This is a genomic window from Sediminibacillus halophilus, from assembly GCF_900103695.1.
In the GTDB taxonomy this organism is placed as follows: Bacteria; Bacillota; Bacilli; order Bacillales; family Amphibacillaceae; genus Sediminibacillus; species Sediminibacillus halophilus.
The window spans coordinates 117950-135863 of sequence record NZ_FNHF01000002.1; the positions used below are offsets into that span (position 1 = coordinate 117950).

At 41.8% G+C, this 17914-nt stretch carries 26 protein-coding genes; 3 read left to right on the forward strand and 23 right to left on the reverse strand.

What is annotated here, in order from left to right:
* Positions 1-11: 11 nt before the first annotated feature.
* The 16 genes from BLR82_RS07550 to BLR82_RS07620 all read right to left on the reverse strand — a co-directional run bounded on the left by BLR82_RS07550 (position 12) and on the right by BLR82_RS07620 (position 8982).
* Positions 12-791: a DNA-methyltransferase gene (locus BLR82_RS07550; protein ID WP_074598423.1), complete on the reverse strand. Its 780-nt coding sequence runs from the start codon at positions 789-791 to the stop codon at positions 12-14.
* A 140-nt stretch (positions 792-931) separates the two neighbouring features.
* Complete coding sequence (locus BLR82_RS07555; RefSeq protein WP_074598424.1) at positions 932-1480, reverse strand: dUTP diphosphatase; 549 nt, start codon at positions 1478-1480, stop codon at positions 932-934.
* Positions 1481-1492: 12 nt separating this feature from the next.
* Positions 1493-2872 carry a DNA cytosine methyltransferase gene (locus BLR82_RS07560; RefSeq protein ID WP_074599020.1) on the reverse strand — a complete coding sequence of 460 codons (1380 nt, stop codon included), beginning with the start codon at positions 2870-2872 and terminating at the stop codon, positions 1493-1495.
* A complete protein-coding gene (locus BLR82_RS07565) occupies positions 2857-3225 on the reverse strand; it encodes a LexA family protein (protein ID WP_074598425.1) in 369 nt (122 codons plus the stop codon). The genes BLR82_RS07560 and BLR82_RS07565 overlap by 16 nt, the downstream gene beginning before the upstream one ends.
* A 14-nt stretch (positions 3226-3239) precedes the next feature.
* Complete coding sequence (gene ssb / locus BLR82_RS07570) at positions 3240-3653, reverse strand: single-stranded DNA-binding protein (RefSeq protein WP_074598426.1); 414 nt, start codon at positions 3651-3653, stop codon at positions 3240-3242.
* A 124-nt stretch (positions 3654-3777) separates the two neighbouring features.
* Entirely contained in the window at positions 3778-4185 is a 408-nt protein-coding gene (locus BLR82_RS07575; protein WP_074598427.1) for an HNH endonuclease, read from the reverse strand.
* A gap of 13 nt (positions 4186-4198) precedes the next feature.
* Positions 4199-5140 (reverse strand): DnaD domain-containing protein, encoded by a 942-nt coding sequence (locus tag BLR82_RS07580; RefSeq protein WP_074598428.1) that lies wholly within the window; start codon positions 5138-5140, stop codon positions 4199-4201.
* A gap of 67 nt (positions 5141-5207) precedes the next feature.
* A complete protein-coding gene (locus tag BLR82_RS07585) occupies positions 5208-5897 on the reverse strand; it encodes a phage antirepressor (protein ID WP_074598429.1) in 690 nt (229 codons plus the stop codon).
* Positions 5898-5955: 58 nt separating this feature from the next.
* The gene (locus BLR82_RS07590) at positions 5956-6663 is read right to left on the reverse strand and encodes a hypothetical protein (protein WP_074598430.1); all 708 of its coding nucleotides are present in this window, start codon (positions 6661-6663) and stop codon (positions 5956-5958) included.
* A 20-nt stretch (positions 6664-6683) separates the two neighbouring features.
* The gene (locus BLR82_RS07595) at positions 6684-7049 is read right to left on the reverse strand and encodes a hypothetical protein (RefSeq protein WP_074598431.1); all 366 of its coding nucleotides are present in this window, start codon (positions 7047-7049) and stop codon (positions 6684-6686) included.
* A 164-nt stretch (positions 7050-7213) separates the two neighbouring features.
* Positions 7214-7483 (reverse strand): AbrB/MazE/SpoVT family DNA-binding domain-containing protein, encoded by a 270-nt coding sequence (locus BLR82_RS07600; protein WP_074598432.1) that lies wholly within the window; start codon positions 7481-7483, stop codon positions 7214-7216.
* Between the two features lie 210 nt (positions 7484-7693).
* Positions 7694-7954 carry a hypothetical protein gene (locus BLR82_RS07605; RefSeq protein ID WP_074598433.1) on the reverse strand — a complete coding sequence of 87 codons (261 nt, stop codon included), beginning with the start codon at positions 7952-7954 and terminating at the stop codon, positions 7694-7696.
* Positions 7955-8012: 58 nt separating this feature from the next.
* The gene (locus tag BLR82_RS21010) at positions 8013-8177 is read right to left on the reverse strand and encodes a hypothetical protein (protein WP_175486776.1); all 165 of its coding nucleotides are present in this window, start codon (positions 8175-8177) and stop codon (positions 8013-8015) included.
* Positions 8178-8228: 51 nt separating this feature from the next.
* A complete protein-coding gene (locus BLR82_RS07610) occupies positions 8229-8474 on the reverse strand; it encodes a hypothetical protein (RefSeq protein ID WP_245693704.1) in 246 nt (81 codons plus the stop codon).
* A 6-nt stretch (positions 8475-8480) separates the two neighbouring features.
* Positions 8481-8744, reverse strand: a complete 264-nt coding sequence (locus tag BLR82_RS07615) for a group-specific protein (protein ID WP_074598434.1) — start codon at positions 8742-8744, stop codon at positions 8481-8483.
* Positions 8725-8982: a helix-turn-helix transcriptional regulator gene (locus BLR82_RS07620; protein WP_074598435.1), complete on the reverse strand. Its 258-nt coding sequence runs from the start codon at positions 8980-8982 to the stop codon at positions 8725-8727. The genes BLR82_RS07615 and BLR82_RS07620 overlap by 20 nt, the downstream gene beginning before the upstream one ends.
* 152 nt (positions 8983-9134) lie before the next feature.
* Here BLR82_RS07620 and BLR82_RS07625 point away from each other — a divergent pair, with 152 nt between their 5' ends.
* Genes BLR82_RS07625 through BLR82_RS07635 form a run of 3 tightly spaced genes read left to right on the forward strand, consistent with a single transcriptional unit; the run spans position 9135 to position 11138 of the window.
* Positions 9135-9443, forward strand: coding sequence for a helix-turn-helix transcriptional regulator (locus BLR82_RS07625; RefSeq protein WP_083334766.1), 309 nt, complete (start codon positions 9135-9137; stop codon positions 9441-9443).
* Between the two features lie 12 nt (positions 9444-9455).
* Positions 9456-9917, forward strand: a complete 462-nt coding sequence (locus BLR82_RS07630; RefSeq protein ID WP_074598436.1) for an ImmA/IrrE family metallo-endopeptidase — start codon at positions 9456-9458, stop codon at positions 9915-9917.
* Between the two features lie 15 nt (positions 9918-9932).
* Positions 9933-11138: a tyrosine-type recombinase/integrase gene (locus BLR82_RS07635; protein ID WP_074598437.1), complete on the forward strand. Its 1206-nt coding sequence runs from the start codon at positions 9933-9935 to the stop codon at positions 11136-11138.
* A 43-nt stretch (positions 11139-11181) separates the two neighbouring features.
* On the opposite strand, the gene sufB is transcribed toward BLR82_RS07635, so the two are convergent.
* From sufB to BLR82_RS07665, 7 genes are all read right to left on the reverse strand, one after another.
* Positions 11182-12579, reverse strand: coding sequence for a Fe-S cluster assembly protein SufB (sufB, locus tag BLR82_RS07640; protein WP_026569563.1), 1398 nt, complete (start codon positions 12577-12579; stop codon positions 11182-11184).
* A gap of 43 nt (positions 12580-12622) precedes the next feature.
* On the reverse strand, positions 12623-13060 hold the full coding sequence (gene sufU / locus BLR82_RS07645) for a Fe-S cluster assembly sulfur transfer protein SufU (RefSeq protein WP_074598438.1): 438 nt from the start codon (positions 13058-13060) through the stop codon (positions 12623-12625).
* Positions 13050-14270 carry a cysteine desulfurase gene (locus tag BLR82_RS07650; protein WP_074598439.1) on the reverse strand — a complete coding sequence of 407 codons (1221 nt, stop codon included), beginning with the start codon at positions 14268-14270 and terminating at the stop codon, positions 13050-13052. The genes sufU and BLR82_RS07650 overlap by 11 nt, the downstream gene beginning before the upstream one ends.
* Positions 14270-15577, reverse strand: coding sequence for a Fe-S cluster assembly protein SufD (gene sufD, locus BLR82_RS07655; protein WP_074598440.1), 1308 nt, complete (start codon positions 15575-15577; stop codon positions 14270-14272). The genes BLR82_RS07650 and sufD overlap by 1 nt, the downstream gene beginning before the upstream one ends.
* Positions 15578-15594: 17 nt before the next feature.
* Positions 15595-16380 carry a Fe-S cluster assembly ATPase SufC gene (sufC, locus tag BLR82_RS07660; protein WP_074598441.1) on the reverse strand — a complete coding sequence of 262 codons (786 nt, stop codon included), beginning with the start codon at positions 16378-16380 and terminating at the stop codon, positions 15595-15597.
* Positions 16381-16634: 254 nt separating this feature from the next.
* Positions 16635-16775 carry a YuzK family famiily protein gene (locus tag BLR82_RS21015; RefSeq protein WP_175486771.1) on the reverse strand — a complete coding sequence of 47 codons (141 nt, stop codon included), beginning with the start codon at positions 16773-16775 and terminating at the stop codon, positions 16635-16637.
* A 243-nt stretch (positions 16776-17018) separates the two neighbouring features.
* Complete coding sequence (locus tag BLR82_RS07665) at positions 17019-17876, reverse strand: MetQ/NlpA family ABC transporter substrate-binding protein (protein WP_074598442.1); 858 nt, start codon at positions 17874-17876, stop codon at positions 17019-17021.
* Positions 17877-17914: the final 38 nt, after the last annotated feature.

Sequence of the window (17914 nt, forward strand, 5' to 3'; positions counted from 1 at the left end):
AATCCTCCTTTTCAATTATCAAAAGAAACAACGGAGACTTCTAGTAATTCTAGTTTTTCTCGATTATCGTTTATCCGATCCAAACCCTTCTGACAGAATTCTTTATCCAGCTCGAAACCTATCCAATTGCGCCCCGTGTTATCTGCGGCAACGGCTGTAGTACAAGATCCCATGCAATTATCTAAAACAACATCCCCTGGGTTGGAGTAAGTTTTGATTAAGTACTCAAATAATGCCAAAGGTTTTTGTGTTGGATGAAAGGTCCCGCTTTCTCGAGGTATATCTAAAACCGATTTCGGATAATTCGTGTGAGTTGTTGTGTACTCTTTCATCAAGCTAGGATCATTTTCTTTAAAAACCCCGGCGACTCTTTTCCTTCGACTTTTCCTTACTTTAACCAATGGAACAATCCCTTGAGGATGATAGGTCGGCAGCTTTTTATAAAAGATACATATATTTTCATGATTCTTTAAAGGCATACGCTTTGCGTTCTGAAAACCTGTTGTATGTCTGCCTTTTTTCCACACCCACTCGTATCGGAACCAACTCAGATTGCTAGAAACCAGTCTACTGGTGAATGGTTGGCTAGCCGTCAGTACAATAGCTCCGTGGTCCTTAATAATCCGCTTGTACTGCTTCCATAATTCATCGAATGGGATAATCTCATCCCATTTACATTGGGTTGTACCATAAGGAAGATCACAGAGAATCATATCGATAGAATTGTCGTCAATCCTCTTCATACCTTGGATACATTCGTTGTTGTAGATTGTGTTTTTTTCTAAAGTCATTTCTTTTCCCCTCTCAAATATGGTAATATTGCCAAGGGGAACATATGTTCCTATATGCTATAGAGGCTTGGAAAAAAGCCTCTTTCCTAATCTACAAAGACTTTTTCTCGTACAGATTGCTTATGGATTTATTACCTCCGTTAATATCCAATCTCCTGACGCTTAAAGTTTTCAGCATTTTTCTCTTCATAGGCTTTGATTACTTCTTCTTCAGAAAATCCCAGCTGTCCACCTAATTCAAGATAAGCAGTGAAACCGAATAACCAATTTGTTTTATATTCACCCATCATATTGTCATGATAGTTCCACCAAGCATTGGTTAAGCGGCGATTGATGACAGCAAATTTAGTCATAAGGTCGCCGTGCCCGTTTAACACAAAGTCGCCGTCCCAATTGATTCCGATCTTATTGCCGAGGGAAAGATTGAAATGCAGTCCATCGATATATTCTTCTAAAGTTGGATTCACATAACGAAATCCTTTTTCCTCGTCTAAGTATCTTTTGTTTTTTCGTGGTAATCTGTTATGGCTCCAATGTTTAAAGAAACGCGCTTCGTTTGCCAACTCCGCTACTTCTACCTGGAGAGCGAATATCGTATTCAGTGTCAAGTCCTGCCCGCGCAATCCTTTCTTTTCGATGATGTAGTTATCTAGTTTTTGCTGCAGCTCCGCTAATCTTTTAAAATTCATTCAGCTTCTCCCCTAACTTGTAATAGCAGCTTTATATTCATATTTCTTGACGCACATTTCCGGTAAATTAGCTCTGACAAGAGCTTCAGCAAACGGTGGTGGTACCGAATTGCCGCACCTAGCAACTTGCTGGCTTTTCGGGTATCTATTGCCTTCATAATCACGGCCAATGATGTATTCATTTGGAAACCCTTGCGCTTTAAATAGCTCATGTGGCTGTAGCATCCTCATGCCGATATCGACAATCTTGTAATCTTGATCAGCAATTGTTACCAGTCCAAAACGGTCTTTTGTGGAAATAGTATGCAACGGTTCATCTAATGATTGGCCAACGCCTTGCCCGTAATATTTGATTAAAAACGCCGACACAAGAGCATGATGGTCTTTAACTGTAATGGTATGCAGCGGTTCTTTCATACTGATGCCGGAACCCTTATAGTTACCACCATAATGTTTGGCCAAGAACGCTGTTACTAAACCGAATCTATTAGCAGTAGGTATGGTGGCAACTGGTTCATCCAAACTACTTGCCCTTGTTTCCTTACCTTGGTGAGTATAATAATGCTGAATAAAGCAAGCCTTGTTTTCCACAATGTACGGGTTATTTGATTCAATTACATACTTTTGGAGTCCTCGGCTTATTCTAAGTAATGTATTTTCTTTAAGTGGCTGTTTTCTGGTAAATATGCTCGGCGCTGGCAAAGACCAGTCTATAATTTCCCCAGCTGTACGGTATGGCTTCTTTAACCCCATCTGGACATTTATTTCGCTAGGATCCCCGTGCGTTGGTTCCGGCCATTCAATTGGCTTGCCATCACATCTGGCAATAAGGAAAAGCCGTTTTCTCGTCGTTGGAGCTCCGTAATCGCAAGCTTGCAATTCCCTCGTATCTACTTCATATCCAAGTGCTTCTAGTGATTTGCGGAACGACCGAAAAGTCATTCCTTTTCTCTCAGGATCCGGAACCCAATCGCCCTTGTCGTTCTTTTTTAGTGGACCCCAGGTTTTGAATTCTTCCACGTTTTCCAACATGATCACTCTGGGCCGTACAGAGATTGCCCAATCTATAGCTATCCAAGCAAGTCCTCTTATCTTTTGGCTGACAGGCTTTCCGCCTTTGGCTTTGGAGAAATGCTTGCAATCCGGCGATAACCAACATAGACCGACTTTGCGCCCTTTCGTTACTTCTTTCGGGTCAATGTCCCAAACACTCTCGCAGTAATGCTCTGTTTCGGGGTGGTTCGCTTTGTGCATAGCTATGGCAGCTGGATCATGGTTGATGGCTACATCTACATTCAATCCTGTCGCCAATTCAATTCCGGTGCTTGCTCCTCCTCCGCCAGCAAAATTATCCACGATAATTTCTCTAAACAAATCTAATTGGAGCTTGATGTTGATTCCTCCCCTCTCCACTCTTTGATATCATCCAACGTTGCCCGCTTAACTAGAAATGGCTCACCATGGATGAAGATAATGTCTGTCGTATCGTCATCTAGTTGTTTTAATTGTTCTAAGACATTAGCGGCTGGACCGGATCCACTTACCACCCGTATAGCTCGGGGAGAATGGCTCCGCTTTTCAATAAATCCGAATTCCTCCAGCTCGTTCAGGTGCCGATGTACCGAAGATGTGGAAGTTAGTCCTACATGGTCCGCTATCTCTTGAACGGTTGGGGCATAACCTCTTTCCCTCGTTGATTCTTTGATGTATTCCAAAATTTCTTTTTTTCTATGTCCGTGCTTCATGATTTACCTCCTGGTCAGAAGGGAAGATCATCGTCTGATATGTCGATTGGCTCCCCTGTGTTTTCTTGTGGCGCAGTTTCTTGTCCGGATCCGCTGCTGTTATTTTTGCTTTTGCTTTCCAGAAACTGAATGCTTTCGGCAAGTACTTCCGTTACAAACACCCGCTTGCCGTCCTGTCCTTCAAAGTTTCTCGTTTGTAAGCGGCCATCTACACCAATAAGAGAACCTTTGTTCATGTATTGAGCCAAGTTTTCAGCGGCTTTCCGCCATACCACGCAATTAATGAAATCCGCTTCCCGTTCGCCTTGGTTATTGGAGAACGGCCTGTTGACTGCGATGGTAAAGTTGGAAACCGCCACACCATTAGGCGTGTATCTCATTTCAGGTGTTTTAGTTAATCTGCCAACCAGTACAACTCGATTTAACATCTAACCCCTCATTTCTGTGTAAAGATGATATAGGTGAACTTCTTGGGCTTGCTGAAGAACGTTTCGACCACTTGGCCTTTTGTTCCATCCGGCAGCTTTTTATATGATTCTTTCACGTAGATTTTCATAGTTTGCTAGCCTTCAATTCTTCCGATTCCATGAAAGTCTCAAACTTCCGGTTGTCCGGTGCATCAATGAGGCCCTGTTTCCAGCAGTCGTATTTATCAAAGTAGTAATAAGGCCCGAACCGTTTAATTGCTTCTTGCCGTAAATCTTCCGCTGCTTCCGGATGTTCATGCACATAGCGATGACAGCCTTCGCAAAGCGGTGCTCCATTCCTTGGATTGTTTCTGCCGCCTTGTGAGCGAAACTTTCGATGGTGGTAGCTGACACAAGGATTCATGCACACCACACAAGTCTCGCCGTAAATACGGTCGATTTCTTTCCGCTGCTTTTTGGTGAATTCAGTCCGCCTGGCCAAGGTCGGTTTTTTGTAGGTGTATAACTGATCTGCTTTGCTATAGGGATTCACTGCTCCAAACCTCCTATCCGTTCGTTTGCTCTTGTTGCGCCAAGTAATTTCTCACCAACTCTTTGGTGTCCTCGACCTCTACTTCTTCTGTTCCTGGATCCGCAGGACTTTTCTTTTCGGCTTTTTGTTGTTCAAACCAATCCGGAACAATCTCTTGTTTAGGAGGTCGATAGTAAGGCTTGCTATTGGCTTTTTTGTTTTTGAACTCTACTTCTTCGGCTTCAACTTGCTCCAAAGTTTTGATGTTTTTATCTGACCAGTTTTGCAATATACCTTTGGCATAGCCCCAAGAGCGTTTACTTTGATCTAATGCCTTCGTTAGTGCGAGCAATACCATTTCCTCACCCATGTCCTCAATCCAGGCCAGTATTTCTTCGGTAATATACGGGGAAGCAACTCCGAAATTATCTAAGTAAAATCGAATAGCGTCAGTTGGAGCAGCTGCATGGTTATTTGTTATTGTTATTTCTTTTTCTTGTTCTTCTTCTTTTTCTTCTTCTTCTTCTTTTTCTTGTCCACTTGTCGTCCACGAGTCGTGTAACGATTCGTAAAACAGAGCCTTTACACTTTCGTTAGGAATTTGTTCTGCCACAATGGAAATAAAAGAAGAGTCTTTAACCTCTGGCAATTCTTTTTTAACGCAATCCATTACAGGTTTTCCGCCTCGATTGAGGTTGTATTTGCCCCAATTTTTAATGACGATCTCCCTGGTATCCTCGTTATACAAAATCAGTTTATGGTGATTGATGAACCGATCAAATAGAGCTTTAACTGATTCCATGGAATATCCCAGTTCAAAAGCAACACGCTTCTTGGTAATCGTGTAAATCCCTATCTGTGTTGTACTGGGATTGGTCAGAAGATAAAGAAAAAATAGCTTGTCTTCTGGTGTCATTTCTTCTGTCACATTGGCGTCTAACCAAAAATCCGTATAAACAGGTCTAAACTTAGCCACTGTTTTCCCTCCTGTTAGTTGTGGTATAATGCTATTAATTGCTGGAGAAAGGGCTGATGGTGGTGCATCAACCCGTTTCTTCGTCTAAGAGCTTGTCCAGCCAGTCAACGCCTTTAGGTGTTACATAAGTCTGCGGCTTATTAATGACTTGCTCGCCCATCTTGATGGGTTTTTCTTTTACAACAAAGTATCCTCGGTCCATGTATGCCTGGTACGGTGTATTGTTGGCCATGAGGATCTTTTTTTGTTTCAACTTGCGGAACAAAATATTTCTGCCAATCCCCAAGGACTTTGCAGCTATACTCATGGTTTGATAATTTTCACCGCTGATAAAACGATCATGGGCTTCTACTTTCGGTCGGTTCCGTTCCGCTTCTTCCTGTAAATCCGCTGCCAGTCGCAAAGCTTCAGAGAATGTCTGAGGTACATTGGACGTATAGCTTCCCGTTTTCCTAATCGAAGGCAAAACATCATGAGTAACCCAACGCTTGAATTGCTTTGCTTCTTTTTTTCTACTGCCAAGTACCATAGAATAAAGACCAGACTCGCTAACAACAACTTTTCTTGGGTTTCCAATACCATCATTTAAAATGAGGGTATTCTTTTCGTCTTCATCCAGCCGTTTAACAGTTTGAGAAGGGTTGCCGATTTCTAGCACATCGCATATATCCGAAGCAACAAACCAAACAACTTCATCTACTACTGCAGTCCTTACTTGTCTTCCATCGTATTGAAAGACTTTTTGCAATTCATTCATTTCTGGACTCCTTTCCGCATAAGGTGTTACAAAGGGACGAGCTCGTCGCCCCCTCCAACTAAGCGATGATGTGGATTTTACCCTGGCCTATCTCTACTTTGAATTCCTGGATTAAGTATTTTCTGATGCTTTTCATGGCTTTGATTTTCCAAGCGCCCCCGTCTGCTTCAAACAAGGCACATTTCGGACCTTCCTGCATGCGGAAGATAAACTCACTTTCTGGCTGATCGATTTCTACAAAAGTTCTACGAGGGGCAAGCGTAACCGGATTAGGTACTTTTACATCCGCAACTGTAGTCACCCCTACTTTTGCAGTAACAACTTGAGAGGTTCCATCATCGCCTGTACTACGGACATTCTCTTCTTGAACATTGCTGGCTAGTTTTAGAAGGGCTTTACGATCGTCATTTGGAACAAAAGCGGACTGCAATTTGATATTGAATGATTCCGTATCATAAAAACGGTCATAGGAGAAGTTAGGTACCATAGCTTCCGCCTTAATCCAGTGTCTCCGCTCTTTGTTCTTGTTCGTTTTTGAAAACACAGAAACTTCTGTTGGGCTTTCGACATGGATCATAAGGTTTTCTTCCGTATCAAAATTGGATAATAGGTACTCGACCAAGCCAGAAAGAGTATTGACTTCAATCGCTGCCGGACGTGGTTCTTTAATCAGATGGAGCGGTTTGGTAGAATACTCTTGGCCATCAACTCTGATTGTTTCGGTTTGGCCCAGTTCCGTAAGATACTTTATTGCTTCTTTAATCATGATTGATTCACAACCTCTCGTTATTTTGTTTTTCTAAAGTCAAAGATTTTCTCACCGGTATCGGTATTGACCGCTTCACCGTCAAAATACGTCTGGCCCTTCAACCCAGACTTAAGTTCCTGGCCGACTACCTTCCCTTTTTCATCATGTCCCATGACAATGCTTGTAGGTACTGACACAGCTGGAGCCAATTTGGAACTTACGTCGATAATGGTATCTGCGATATCCCGTTTTTCATTTGGCTTAAATGTCAGCTTGATTGTAACGGAACGTTTCACAGAAGCATCGGTGTTCCGGTCTGCGATGTTTTCCAAGACGTTCCCCATTTCGTTTTCAAACCGCTCCTGTAGTCCACCGTTGGCTAATTCGCTCAATTTGATTTCCAATTGTTTCACCCCTCTTTCTGATGCCGACAACGCATCGGCTCAAGTAGTAAGCGGCTGCCTTCTACCCACGACGACAGGTTGTCCCCGTCGCACTTGCGAAGCTTGACCCGCTCCGCTACAATAAAAGTTAAGTAGGTTTTGAACTCACTGTTCCAGCAGTGGGTTTATTTTTTGTCTCCCTTTATATATAGAGCAACTTCATTAATGAGCCTTTCAGTTTCTTGGTCTGGAGCATTTTGTTTAATGCTGAGTAGTTTTTCAAGAACAGCTTCCTTTTGTCCCGATGATTGGTATTCACGGATGAACAGTCCTTCTTCCGAAGCCAACATTTCCAAAGATGTTCCAGGCTCCCATCCGTTTACCTTTCTTACTTCCTTAGGCACAACCACCCGTCCTAGTTCATCTAGCTTCCTTACAATGCCAAGAGCTTTCATATATAATCCTCCTCCTTTTCAGATAAAGAATAATGCAGTAATTACACCTACGATTAACAGAGCTCCACATAGGTTTTCAGCAAAGTCTCTTGCGTTGTACAACTGATTTCACCTCCTTTCAATAATTGGCAACCTCATAAGCCAGCCAGAAGACTGTCACAATCATCCAGAAACCGTACCAGCTATTTATGAAAAGTTTGGATTTTAACATCAGAACCATGCCTTTCTTGCAGCGGCTTCATGAGCGGCGTTTTGGTCCCGCTCTACCTTTTTGTGATTTAGAGCTTGTACCAGTTTCAAAGATTTAAAGATTTCCTGTGCAGCTTCTTCTGCAGCTAACATGTTGCCAGCTAGCGATTCCTGGATTACTGTTAAATTAGCTTGCTGGATGGTATTTAGTTGATCATTGAGGACTTCGAAATCTTCAGTGAGAAAATGCTGCTCAAAATTCATTTGGTCTGCCACCGGCATCCTAATCCCTCCTTAGTACCACTGGCCGGATGGTGTGTAGTGGAACCAGTCGCCATTTTTAAAATAGACTTTCACAGTTTTCAGCTTTGTCCCATTTCATCTTTTTAATATTTTCAACAGAATAATCTTCACTTGCTCTTACACCCATGGTTTTTAGATGTCTTTTATGTGTTTTATCAAATATTGACTTTTGATGATCCGTAAGCTTTTCAAAACCTTTCATGTTCTAACCCTCCTAATATATAAAACGCAGTCACTGGTTATTTCGCGCATCCTATAGGACTCTTTCTCTGGAGACTGATCGATACAGCTGCATAAGTTCCGGATGATTCGCTTCGAAATCAGCTCGTCTTTTTCCCCAGGCAAGAGGAATCTGATAAGCAGATTCCAAGTCACTCATCAAGGAAGCTAATCGACTATCCTTGATTTCCTGCTTGGCATTTGATTCCATGATTTCATTGAAGCGTTTTGTATATCCTTGCATTTCACCGAATGTCATTTGTTCTACAGTTACTGGCATTTGCTATCACCTCCTCTGTTTCAACCATTCATTTAAAAATCGCTTTGTTTCTTCAGCTGGGAAGTACCACTTGCCCCCAAGCTTCACCTTGGGAAAATCTTCTTCAAAGAAGAAAGTATTTTGTATTGTATTCCAGCTCATGCAAGTTCGGCGCTTTAGTTCATTTGAATCCCAATAAACTTTTTCAGAATCCAATTCATCTAAATGCTTATGGATAGCCTCTTCATATAGTTGTTTCAATTTACTCTGATCAACCTGAAGTTCTATCAAAGCGATCAACACCTTTGTAATCCGATTCTTGTCTAATTAAATTAGATTCATGGTCAAAAAAAAGATTTTCAAAATTTGCATCTACTATTTTAGAAAAATGTTTCGCAGTACCTACACTCATTTCTTCGGGATTTCGCTCCCATTTCATGTAAGTATGCACATGAACACCCAACATTTCAGCAATTTCCTTTTGAGTAAAACCTGCTAGTAGTCTGGCTTGCTTTAATGTTAATCTCAACTACTACACTCCTTTCGAAAGTTCTTGCATCCATATTAATCTAATTAAATTAGATTGTCAACGATTAAATCTAATTTAATTGTATTGTGATGTTGAATATTTTCTACATTAAAGTTATAATCTATATTAATTAGATTAGAGAGGTGTTCATTTTGGCTATAAAAGAAAATATGAAGAAACTACGCGAAAGATATGATTTAACTCAACAAGAATTAGCTGAAATAGCTAAAGTTACAAATAAAGCAGTTTGGGCATGGGAAAATGGATTATCAGAACCAAGAATGGGAGCGATCGAAAGAATAGCAAACCATTTCAATCTTAAAAAAAGTCAACTTATTGAAGAGGGGGGCTTGGAGGAAGTTGAAACAATAGCAGCACATCATGATGATGACTGGACTGAGGAAGAATTAGAAGAAATAGAAAAGTTTAAGGAGTACATCCGGTCTAAACGTAACAGATAAAGGGGCGATTTTATGTATGAGCAACTACTTGCAGAAGCAGACGCTCTAAACATTGAAGTATTGGAAATGGACCTGAAGCCTCGGACAAAAGGGCTCTATGGTGATAAAGTAATTTGGTTAAACAAGAACATTGATACCACTGTTGAAAAAGGGTGTATTCTGGCCGAGGAAATTGGACATTACCATATGACAGTTGGAGATATACTTAACCAGTCCAAAATCATGAATATTAAACAGGAGAAACTGGCCAGAAAATGGGCATTCAAAAGGATTATTCCTCTGCACAAGTTTATTGAATCTTTCGATGCAGGCTGTAGATCCAGATTTGAAATAGCGGAAATGCTAAATGTGACTGAATCATTTTTAGAAGAATGCTTAGACTTTTATCGTCAAAAACATGGTACAGAGGTAAGAGTGGATGATAAGCATATCTTATTTCTTAACCCTCTTGCTGTGTACGAAACAATAAACTAGAAAGGAGTATTATACGTGGCCACTTATAGAAAACTAAAAAGCGGTAATTGGCAAGCCAGGGTCTCAAAGGATGGAGAAGAATTTAGCATCGGTACTTTCCGAACTAAGAAAGAGGCACAAATAGAAGCGGCAGCTGTTGAAGAGAAGATATACTATGGCCATACATTAAATGACAGGGACAGAATATTTGAAGATGTAGCAAATGAATGGCTCTTTGAACACAAAAAGAATTCAGTGAAGGATTCCACTTTTGAACAATTAGAGGTTATAGTGCGATTACACATTCTCCCCTTCTTTGGCAACAAAAGGATTATGCTAATCAAACGACCGGAGATAAATCGTTGGCTCAATAAATACGCAGAAAAGAAAGACAATGATGGGAACGTAAAGTACTCATACGGTGCCAGGCTTAAATATTTATCTGTCCTAAAAAGCATTTTTCATTATGCTGTGTACGATTTAGAAATTCTTGAAAAGGATCCGACTCTAAAATTAAAAATACCTGTAAAAGACAAAACCGTACAAATAAACAAAGAAATAAAATACTATAACCTACAGGAACTAAATCAACTACTTGATTTTATGGAAAATTACAAACACCAAAGGTTCAAAGAATATCGTTTGTACTATGTCTTGATATATTTATTAAGTCAAACAGGCTTAAGAATTAGCGAAGCCTTGGCCTTAAGATGGACAGACATAGATGGAGATATGTTGACTGTAGAAAGACAAACAAGTAGGGACAAAAATAATCAACTGAAATTAACATCTTTAAAGACAACTTCTTCTTATAGAACGATTAAGTTAGATGAGGATCTGATAAAAGAGGTAAACAGATTTAAGTTGGAACAAAATCAAGTGATACTGAAGTATAAATCTTTTAAACGTAATCCAGATGGTATTATTTTTCAGAACTACCTGGGAAATTATTTAACACCATCTACTGTACGAGAGTCTATACAGAAATACTGCAAATGGGCTGACGTGGAATATAAAGGAACACACGTATTTAGACACACACATGCAGTTCTCTCATTGGAAGCTGGCGCCTCGATTTTTTATGTTTCAAAAAGGTTGGGACATAAAGACACAAAAGAAACCACAAAAACGTACTTGGATATCACCGAAAAAATAGAAGAAGACGAACTCAATAAGTTCGCCTCCTACACCAAACGGAAATCAAAATCGGCACAAAATCGGCACGATTCATATTCCTTATAATATATACCCCGGTCAGCCCCACCTGTACCGGGGTTTTTACATATTATCCTATTGAACCTTCCATTTCGAACTTGATCAGACGGTTCATTTCAACTGCATATTCCATTGGCAGCTCTTTCGTAAATGGCTCGATGAAGCCCATGACAATCATTTCTGTCGCTTCTTCTTCGGAGATACCGCGACTCATCAGATAGAATAACTGCTCTTCTGATACTTTGGAAACTTTCGCCTCGTGCTCCAACGAAATATTTTCATTCAAAATCTCGTTGTACGGAATCGTATCGGAAGTTGATTTGTTGTCCATAATCAACGTATCACATTCGATATTGGCCCGGGCGCCTTCTGCTTTACGTCCAAATTGAACGATACCGCGATAAGTTACTTTACCGCCATGCTTGGATATCGATTTCGAAACGATGGTCGACGACGTATTCGGAGCAAGATGATGCATTTTTGCCCCTGCATCCTGATGCTGGCCTTTCCCTGCCAATGCGATAGACAAGGTCATGCCACGGGCGCCTTGCCCTTTCAGGATGACTGCCGGATATTTCATCGTCAGCTTCGAACCAAGATTTCCGTCAATCCATTCCATGGTAGCATTTTCGTCACAAATCGAACGCTTGGTAACCAGGTTATAAACATTGTTTGCCCAGTTTTGAATGGTAGTGTAACGGCAGTAAGCATCTTTCTTAACAAAGATCTCAACGACTGCACTATGCAGGGAATTCGTTGTATAAACAGGAGCTGTACAACCCTCTACATAATGGACGGAAGCACCTTCATCTACAATGATTAATGTTCTTTCAAATTGACCCATGTTTTCCGAATTGATCCGGAAATAAGCCTGAAGCGGTGTGTCCGTTTTTACGCCCTTCGGTACATAAATAAAGGAACCACCAGACCACACAGCAGAGTTAAGTGCCGCAAACTTGTTGTCAGAAGGCGGAATAACTTTTCCGAAATACTCTTTAAACAAGTCCTCGTTTTCTTTTAATGCAGTGTCGGTGTCTTTAAAGACAATACCCATCTCTTCCAGGTCCTCCTGGAGACTATGGTAAACGACTTCTGATTCATACTGGGCAGAAACACCAGCAAGATACTTCTGTTCTGCTTCCGGAATCCCCAATTTATCGAAAGTATTTTTGATTTCTTCTGGCACTTCATCCCAAGAACGTTCGGATTTCTCAGAAGGCTTAACATAATACGTAATTTCGTCGAAATCCAATTCAGATAAATCGCCGCCCCATTGTGGCATTGGCTTTTTATAAAATTGCTCGAGAGCTTTCAGTCTGAAGTCGAGCATCCATTGGGGTTCGTCTTTCTGACGTGAAATTTCTTCAACAACCCGTTTTGTCAGGCCTCTTTCCGTGCGGAAAATCGAAATATCCTTGTCATGGAACCCATATTTGTAATCTTCAATTTCGGGCGCTTTTTTCGCCATGTCGCAAACCTCCTATTAGGTAATTATCTTCCAAAAGTTGTTTCTATTGCTCTTCGCCTACGCCCTTTTCCATTGCCTTCCACGCCAGTGTGGCGCACTTAATCCGGGCAGGAAACTTAGAAACACCCTGCAAAGCTTCGATATCACCTAAATCTATATCATCTTCTTCCACTTCATTGCCTAACATCATATCCGAGAAAATTTTGGACATCTTCAAAGCGTCGTCTACTTTCTTGCCTTTTATTGCCTGCGTCATCATCGATGCGGATGAAAGACTGATCGAGCATCCTTCCCCTTCAAACTTAGCATCCTCAACGATACCGTCGTTGACCTGGAGATGAATTTGAATCCTGTCCCCGCAGGTAGGATTATTCATGTCGATCGTCAAAGCATCGTCTGCCAAGCTCCCACGGTTGCGAGGGTTTTTATAGTGATCCATGATGACCTGTCTATATAACGTATCGAGATTATCAAAAGACATCTCCAAAATACTCCTTCGTTTTGTTTAATCCTTCCACAAGACGATCGACGTCTTCTGGAGTATTGTATAAATAAAAGCTAGCTCTGGCAGTAGCTGTTACCTCCAACCACTTCATCAACGGCTGAGCACAGTGATGCCCTGCTCTTACTGCAATTCCTTCAGCATCTAAAACGGTCGCCGTGTCGTGCGGATGGACATCCGTAAGATTGAAAGTAATCAACGCTGCCCGTTGTTCCGGTCCGTAAACAGTTAACCCGTCGAACGTCTTCATACGATCCATAGCATAAGCAATCAATTGTTCCTCATGGTCATGGATATTGTCCATACCGATATCCGTTAGAAAATCAATTGCAGCCCCCAGTCCGATTGCCCCGGCAATGATTGGCGTCCCGCCTTCAAATTTCCAGGGAAGTTCTTTCCAAGTGGAATCATAAAGGTTGACGAAATCAATCATTTCTCCGCCAAATTCTACAGGTTCCATGTTCTCAAGCAGTTCCCTCTTACCGTATAAAACCCCGATGCCTGTAGGACCGCACATCTTATGGCCGGAAAAAGCATAGAAGTCACAATCCAAATCCTGTACATCCACTTGCATATGCGGAACACTCTGGGCACCATCCACCACCATTACGGCACCATGCTGATGAGCAACTGCTGCTATTTCCTTAATAGGATTAATGGTACCCAGGACATTGGATACATGCATGACGGCAACAATTTTTGTGTTGTCCGTAATCGTATCCTTTACATCCTCCATATCTATTGTACCATCTGGTCGCAAGGGTAAATATTTTAAGCTTGCCCCTGTGGCCTTTGCAGCCTGCTGCCATGGAATGATATTACTATGATGCTCCATTGGCGTTACGACGATTTCATCGCCTTCCTTCAGGTTGGCCCGTGCATAACTATATGCCACTGTGTTTATCGACGTGGTGGTACCGCGTGTAAAGATTACCTCTTTCGTACTGGAGGCGTTTATGAAGTTCCGTACTTTTTCCCGGGCGCCTTCATATTTATCCGTAGCCCTTGTTCCCAGGGTGTGCACACCCCGGTGGACATTGGAATTGTCCTGCTTGTAGTAATCTTCCACTGCTTTGATGACAGAAACCGGTTTTTGGGAAGTTGCCGATGAATCCAAATAAACCAATGGATGGCCATTTATCTCCTGATTCAAAATCGGGAACTGCTCCCTAATGGCTTTTACATCCATTAATAAACTTTCCTTTCAATTACCTCTGTCAACTGTTCTCTAACCGCTTTGATCGGTATCTGTGTAACTACCGGAGCAAGGAAACCATGGATAACCAGGCGTTCTGCTTCCTGTTTAGAAATCCCACGGCTCATCAAGTAGTAAAGCTGGATCGGGTCGACCCGGCCTACGGATGCAGCGTGACCAGCCGTTACATCATCTTCGTCGATAAGAAGAATAGGGTTCGCATCGCCGCGGGCATCCTTACTAAGCATCAATACACGGGATTCCTGTTCAGCATTCGACTTAGAAGCACCATGCTCGATTTTCCCGATCCCGTTGAAAACAGATGTAGCACTGTCTTTCATAACACCGTGCTGCAGAATGTAACCATCTGACTGAAGACCATGATTAACAATTTTCGCCGTGAAATTCTGCGATTGTTTGCCGCGTCCTACAGTCACTGTCTTTGCGTTGGAAACGGAATTATCACCGATAAGATGTGTGATATTTTCCGATACAGTATTGCCGTCATTCATTTGTCCGAGTGCCCATTCAATTACTGCATCGCGGTAAGCGACACCCCTTCGGTTAATATATGCCGTTGTTCCCTGCGCAAAGTTATCAACTGCTCCGAAGGAAACTCTAGCGTTATCATGGGCAATTACTTCCGCTACAATATTTGCTACTGCTTCCTCTTCTTGATTATGTGAAATATAATTTTCCACATAAGTAAGGGAACTGTTCGCTTCTGCTACGACAATGACATGATTGAAGGAAGCCGCTTCAGCATCCTCTTGCCAAAAAATCGATTGCAAAGGCGCTTCGACCTGGACATTTTTCGGCACATAGACAAATACTCCGCCGTTCATCAAGGCTGCATGCAGTGCTGTCATGCGGTTTTCGTCCACCCCTACAGCATCTTTCATGAAATAGCGCTGGACAAGTTCTCCATGTTCAGCCATTGCCGTGTAGATATCGGTAAGGATAACGCCCTGTTCCTTAAGCTCTGAGGATAGGGAAGCATACGCTACCGACTGGTTGCGCTGAATGACCAGATTCTGATCTGTGTTTTCCAAGTCAAGGAACACTTTGATCTCCTGAGGAAGCTCCTCTAAAGACTGAATCGGCTCTCCAGCTGCTTCATGCTTGAAATTGGAGAAATTCCAATTTGTGATATTCGTTTTATCCGGTTTGGGCATTGGAAGCGCAGCAGCTTTTTCCAATGCTTGAAGGCGTAATGACTTCATCCATTCCGGTTCTTTATGCTTTTGTGAAAACTGGCTGATATATTCTTGGTCGTATGGCAGTTTTGTTTCTACAGTCATAGTACCCCTCCTTCCTGTTACGCTTCTTGCCCTACAGTTTCATCTTCAATGCCTAATTCTTCTTTAATCCACTCATAACCCTCTGCTTCCAAACGCTGTGCAAGCTCAGGACCGCCGGATTTAACCACTTTTCCCTGCATCATGACATGAACTTTATCCGGTGTGATGTAGTTCAACAGTCTTTGATAGTGCGTGATAATCAGGCAGCCGAAGTTCTCATCGCGAAGCTTGTTGATTCCTTTGGAAACAACCTTCAAAGCGTCAATATCCAAACCGGAGTCAATTTCATCAAGAATGGCAATTTCCGGTTTAATCATCATTAATTGAAGGATTTCATTACGTTTTTTCTCACCGCCGGAGAATCCTTCATTCAGATAACGCTGCGCCATGTTTTTATCCATTTCCAAGTAATCCATCGCTTCATCCATCTCTTTGATAAATTTCATCAAGGAAATTTCGTCGCCTTCTTCGCGGCGTGCATTGATGGAGGAACGAAGGAAATCAGAATTTGTTACACCGCTGATTTCGCTTGGGTATTGCATCGCCAAAAACAAACCAGCTTTAGCTCGTTCATCAACTTCCATTTCCAGTACGTCTTCTCCATCGAGAAGAACAGACCCTTGGGTGATTTCGTATTTTGGATGACCCATAATAGCAGAAGCCAGCGTTGATTTACCGGTTCCGTTAGGACCCATAACAGCGTGGAATTCGCCGCCTTTAATTGTCAAATTAACTCCCTTAAGTATTTCCTGGTCTTCAATCGATACATGAAGATCCTTTATTTCCAATGTTGAACCTGCCATAACAATACCTCCAGTTACTCTTTATTAATGCTGGAATGGATTTACACCCATTCTCAATTTATTCTCATTACAATCTTATATCATTTCGAATCTATTATCAACATTTTCAAATTTTCGATTAGCTTCTGCCTGACAACCGTTAACTACACGTATTTATGCCATCGCCCTATTTATAATGTAACATAAATCCCCTGCCGCCAAAAACAAGCAGCAGGGGATTTAATCTTTATTTTCTATTTGCATCCATCGTCAATTCATCGATGGATTTGCCGTTCAACTTCAGCAACAACACGGCGGCTCTGCCGATAGCTGTCTTCTCTTTCTTTTTCGACCTCGAGTCTCTTGTCAAGCTTTCTTCCATACTCCGCATAACCAATTCCATGGTTCTGCTGCATGGCCTTCTCCATCTCCGAGGTATAATTCAGACCTATACCACTGTCTGTGATAATGAATCCTTCCTTTCGGTGTTGTTATATTTTCTAACAAAGAAATTGTATCACGGATTCATTTCCCTTCCCAAACCGCAAATAAACAGGAAAATACTTTTCTGCATTGCTATGTTCCGCCAGACACGGTATAAATCATCCAACTTTAATAATGTTAGGAATATCTGCTGATTTCGGCTATTTTCAGAAAAATCAATCTCCAGGTGTAGCTGCTGGGACAATCGCCCCGTCATAATTATCGCTGATGAATTTTTGGATTTCTTCTGATTGCAATACTTCAACTAGTTTATTAAGTGCTTCATTATCTTTATCCTCTGAACGGACTACTACCTGATTAACATACGGAGACTCTTCGCCTTCCACAAAAATGGCATCTTCCGTTGGTACTAAGCCCGCTTCCAATGCATAATTCGTGTTGATCGCAACTAGCGCATCTTCTTCTGACTCATACATCTCGGGTAGTGTAGCAGCATCCACGTCCGGTGAAAAAGTCAAATTCTTGGGATTTTCCACAATGTCGTCCGTTGTGGCGCTAACCTTGTCTACACTTTCATCCAGTTTTATCAAGCCATTTGCTTCAAACAGGCTGAGAATACGTCCATGGTCGGCTACAGAACGGCTGATGATCACTTCTGTTCCTTCTGGTATCTCGTCGATGCTGGAGATGTTCTTGGAATATACCCCCATCGGCTCAACATGTACGCCGCCTAGGCTGACAAAGTCATAGCCGAATTCGTTAATCTGGTCTTGCAAATATGGCTTATGCTGAAAATAGTTGGCATCGATTTCGCCATCCTCTAAATCCTGATTAGGTAAGACATAATCCTGGTATTCTTCAATCGTAAGGGTAACACCTTCTTCTTCCAGGATTGGTTTTGCTTGTTCCAAAATTTCTGCATGAGGCGTACTGGATGCTCCTACTTTGATTTCCGTTGATTCGCTTCCCTCACCAGATGTACTTTCACCTGATTCACCTTCATCAGAGCTGCCGCAAGCAGCCAACACTGCAAGGATTGCAGCAGCTAGTAATAAGAATAAGTACTTTTTCATGAGTTCATTTCTCCTTTTTGTTATAATTTTGACTCTTT

Coding starts and splice junctions, on each gene's coding strand:
- BLR82_RS07590 (WP_074598430.1), bottom strand. CDS start 6,663: ATGATTAAAGAAGCAATAAAGTATCTTACGGAACTGGGCCAAACCGAA.
- BLR82_RS07650 (WP_074598439.1), bottom strand. CDS start 14,270: ATGGATGTAAAAGCCATTAGGGAGCAGTTCCCGATTTTGAATCAGGAG.
- sufC (WP_074598441.1), bottom strand. CDS start 16,380: ATGGCAGGTTCAACATTGGAAATAAAGGATCTTCATGTATCGATTGAA.
- BLR82_RS07665 (WP_074598442.1), bottom strand. CDS start 17,876: ATGAAAAAGTACTTATTCTTATTACTAGCTGCTGCAATCCTTGCAGTG.
- BLR82_RS07555 (WP_074598424.1), bottom strand. CDS start 1,480: ATGAATTTTAAAAGATTAGCGGAGCTGCAGCAAAAACTAGATAACTAC.
- BLR82_RS21015 (WP_175486771.1), bottom strand. CDS start 16,775: ATGCAGCAGAACCATGGAATTGGTTATGCGGAGTATGGAAGAAAGCTT.
- BLR82_RS07630 (WP_074598436.1), top strand. CDS start 9,456: ATGTATGAGCAACTACTTGCAGAAGCAGACGCTCTAAACATTGAAGTA.
- ssb (WP_074598426.1), bottom strand. CDS start 3,653: ATGTTAAATCGAGTTGTACTGGTTGGCAGATTAACTAAAACACCTGAA.
- BLR82_RS07605 (WP_074598433.1), bottom strand. CDS start 7,954: ATGCCGGTGGCAGACCAAATGAATTTTGAGCAGCATTTTCTCACTGAA.
- BLR82_RS21010 (WP_175486776.1), bottom strand. CDS start 8,177: ATGAAAGGTTTTGAAAAGCTTACGGATCATCAAAAGTCAATATTTGAT.
- BLR82_RS07610 (WP_245693704.1), bottom strand. CDS start 8,474: ATGCCAGTAACTGTAGAACAAATGACATTCGGTGAAATGCAAGGATAT.
- BLR82_RS07550 (WP_074598423.1), bottom strand. CDS start 791: ATGACTTTAGAAAAAAACACAATCTACAACAACGAATGTATCCAAGGT.
- BLR82_RS07585 (WP_074598429.1), bottom strand. CDS start 5,897: ATGAATGAATTGCAAAAAGTCTTTCAATACGATGGAAGACAAGTAAGG.
- BLR82_RS07600 (WP_074598432.1), bottom strand. CDS start 7,483: ATGAAAGCTCTTGGCATTGTAAGGAAGCTAGATGAACTAGGACGGGTG.
- sufU (WP_074598438.1), bottom strand. CDS start 13,060: ATGTCTTTTGATAATCTCGATACGTTATATAGACAGGTCATCATGGAT.
- sufD (WP_074598440.1), bottom strand. CDS start 15,577: ATGACTGTAGAAACAAAACTGCCATACGACCAAGAATATATCAGCCAG.
- sufB (WP_026569563.1), bottom strand. CDS start 12,579: ATGGCGAAAAAAGCGCCCGAAATTGAAGATTACAAATATGGGTTCCAT.
- BLR82_RS07565 (WP_074598425.1), bottom strand. CDS start 3,225: ATGAAGCACGGACATAGAAAAAAAGAAATTTTGGAATACATCAAAGAA.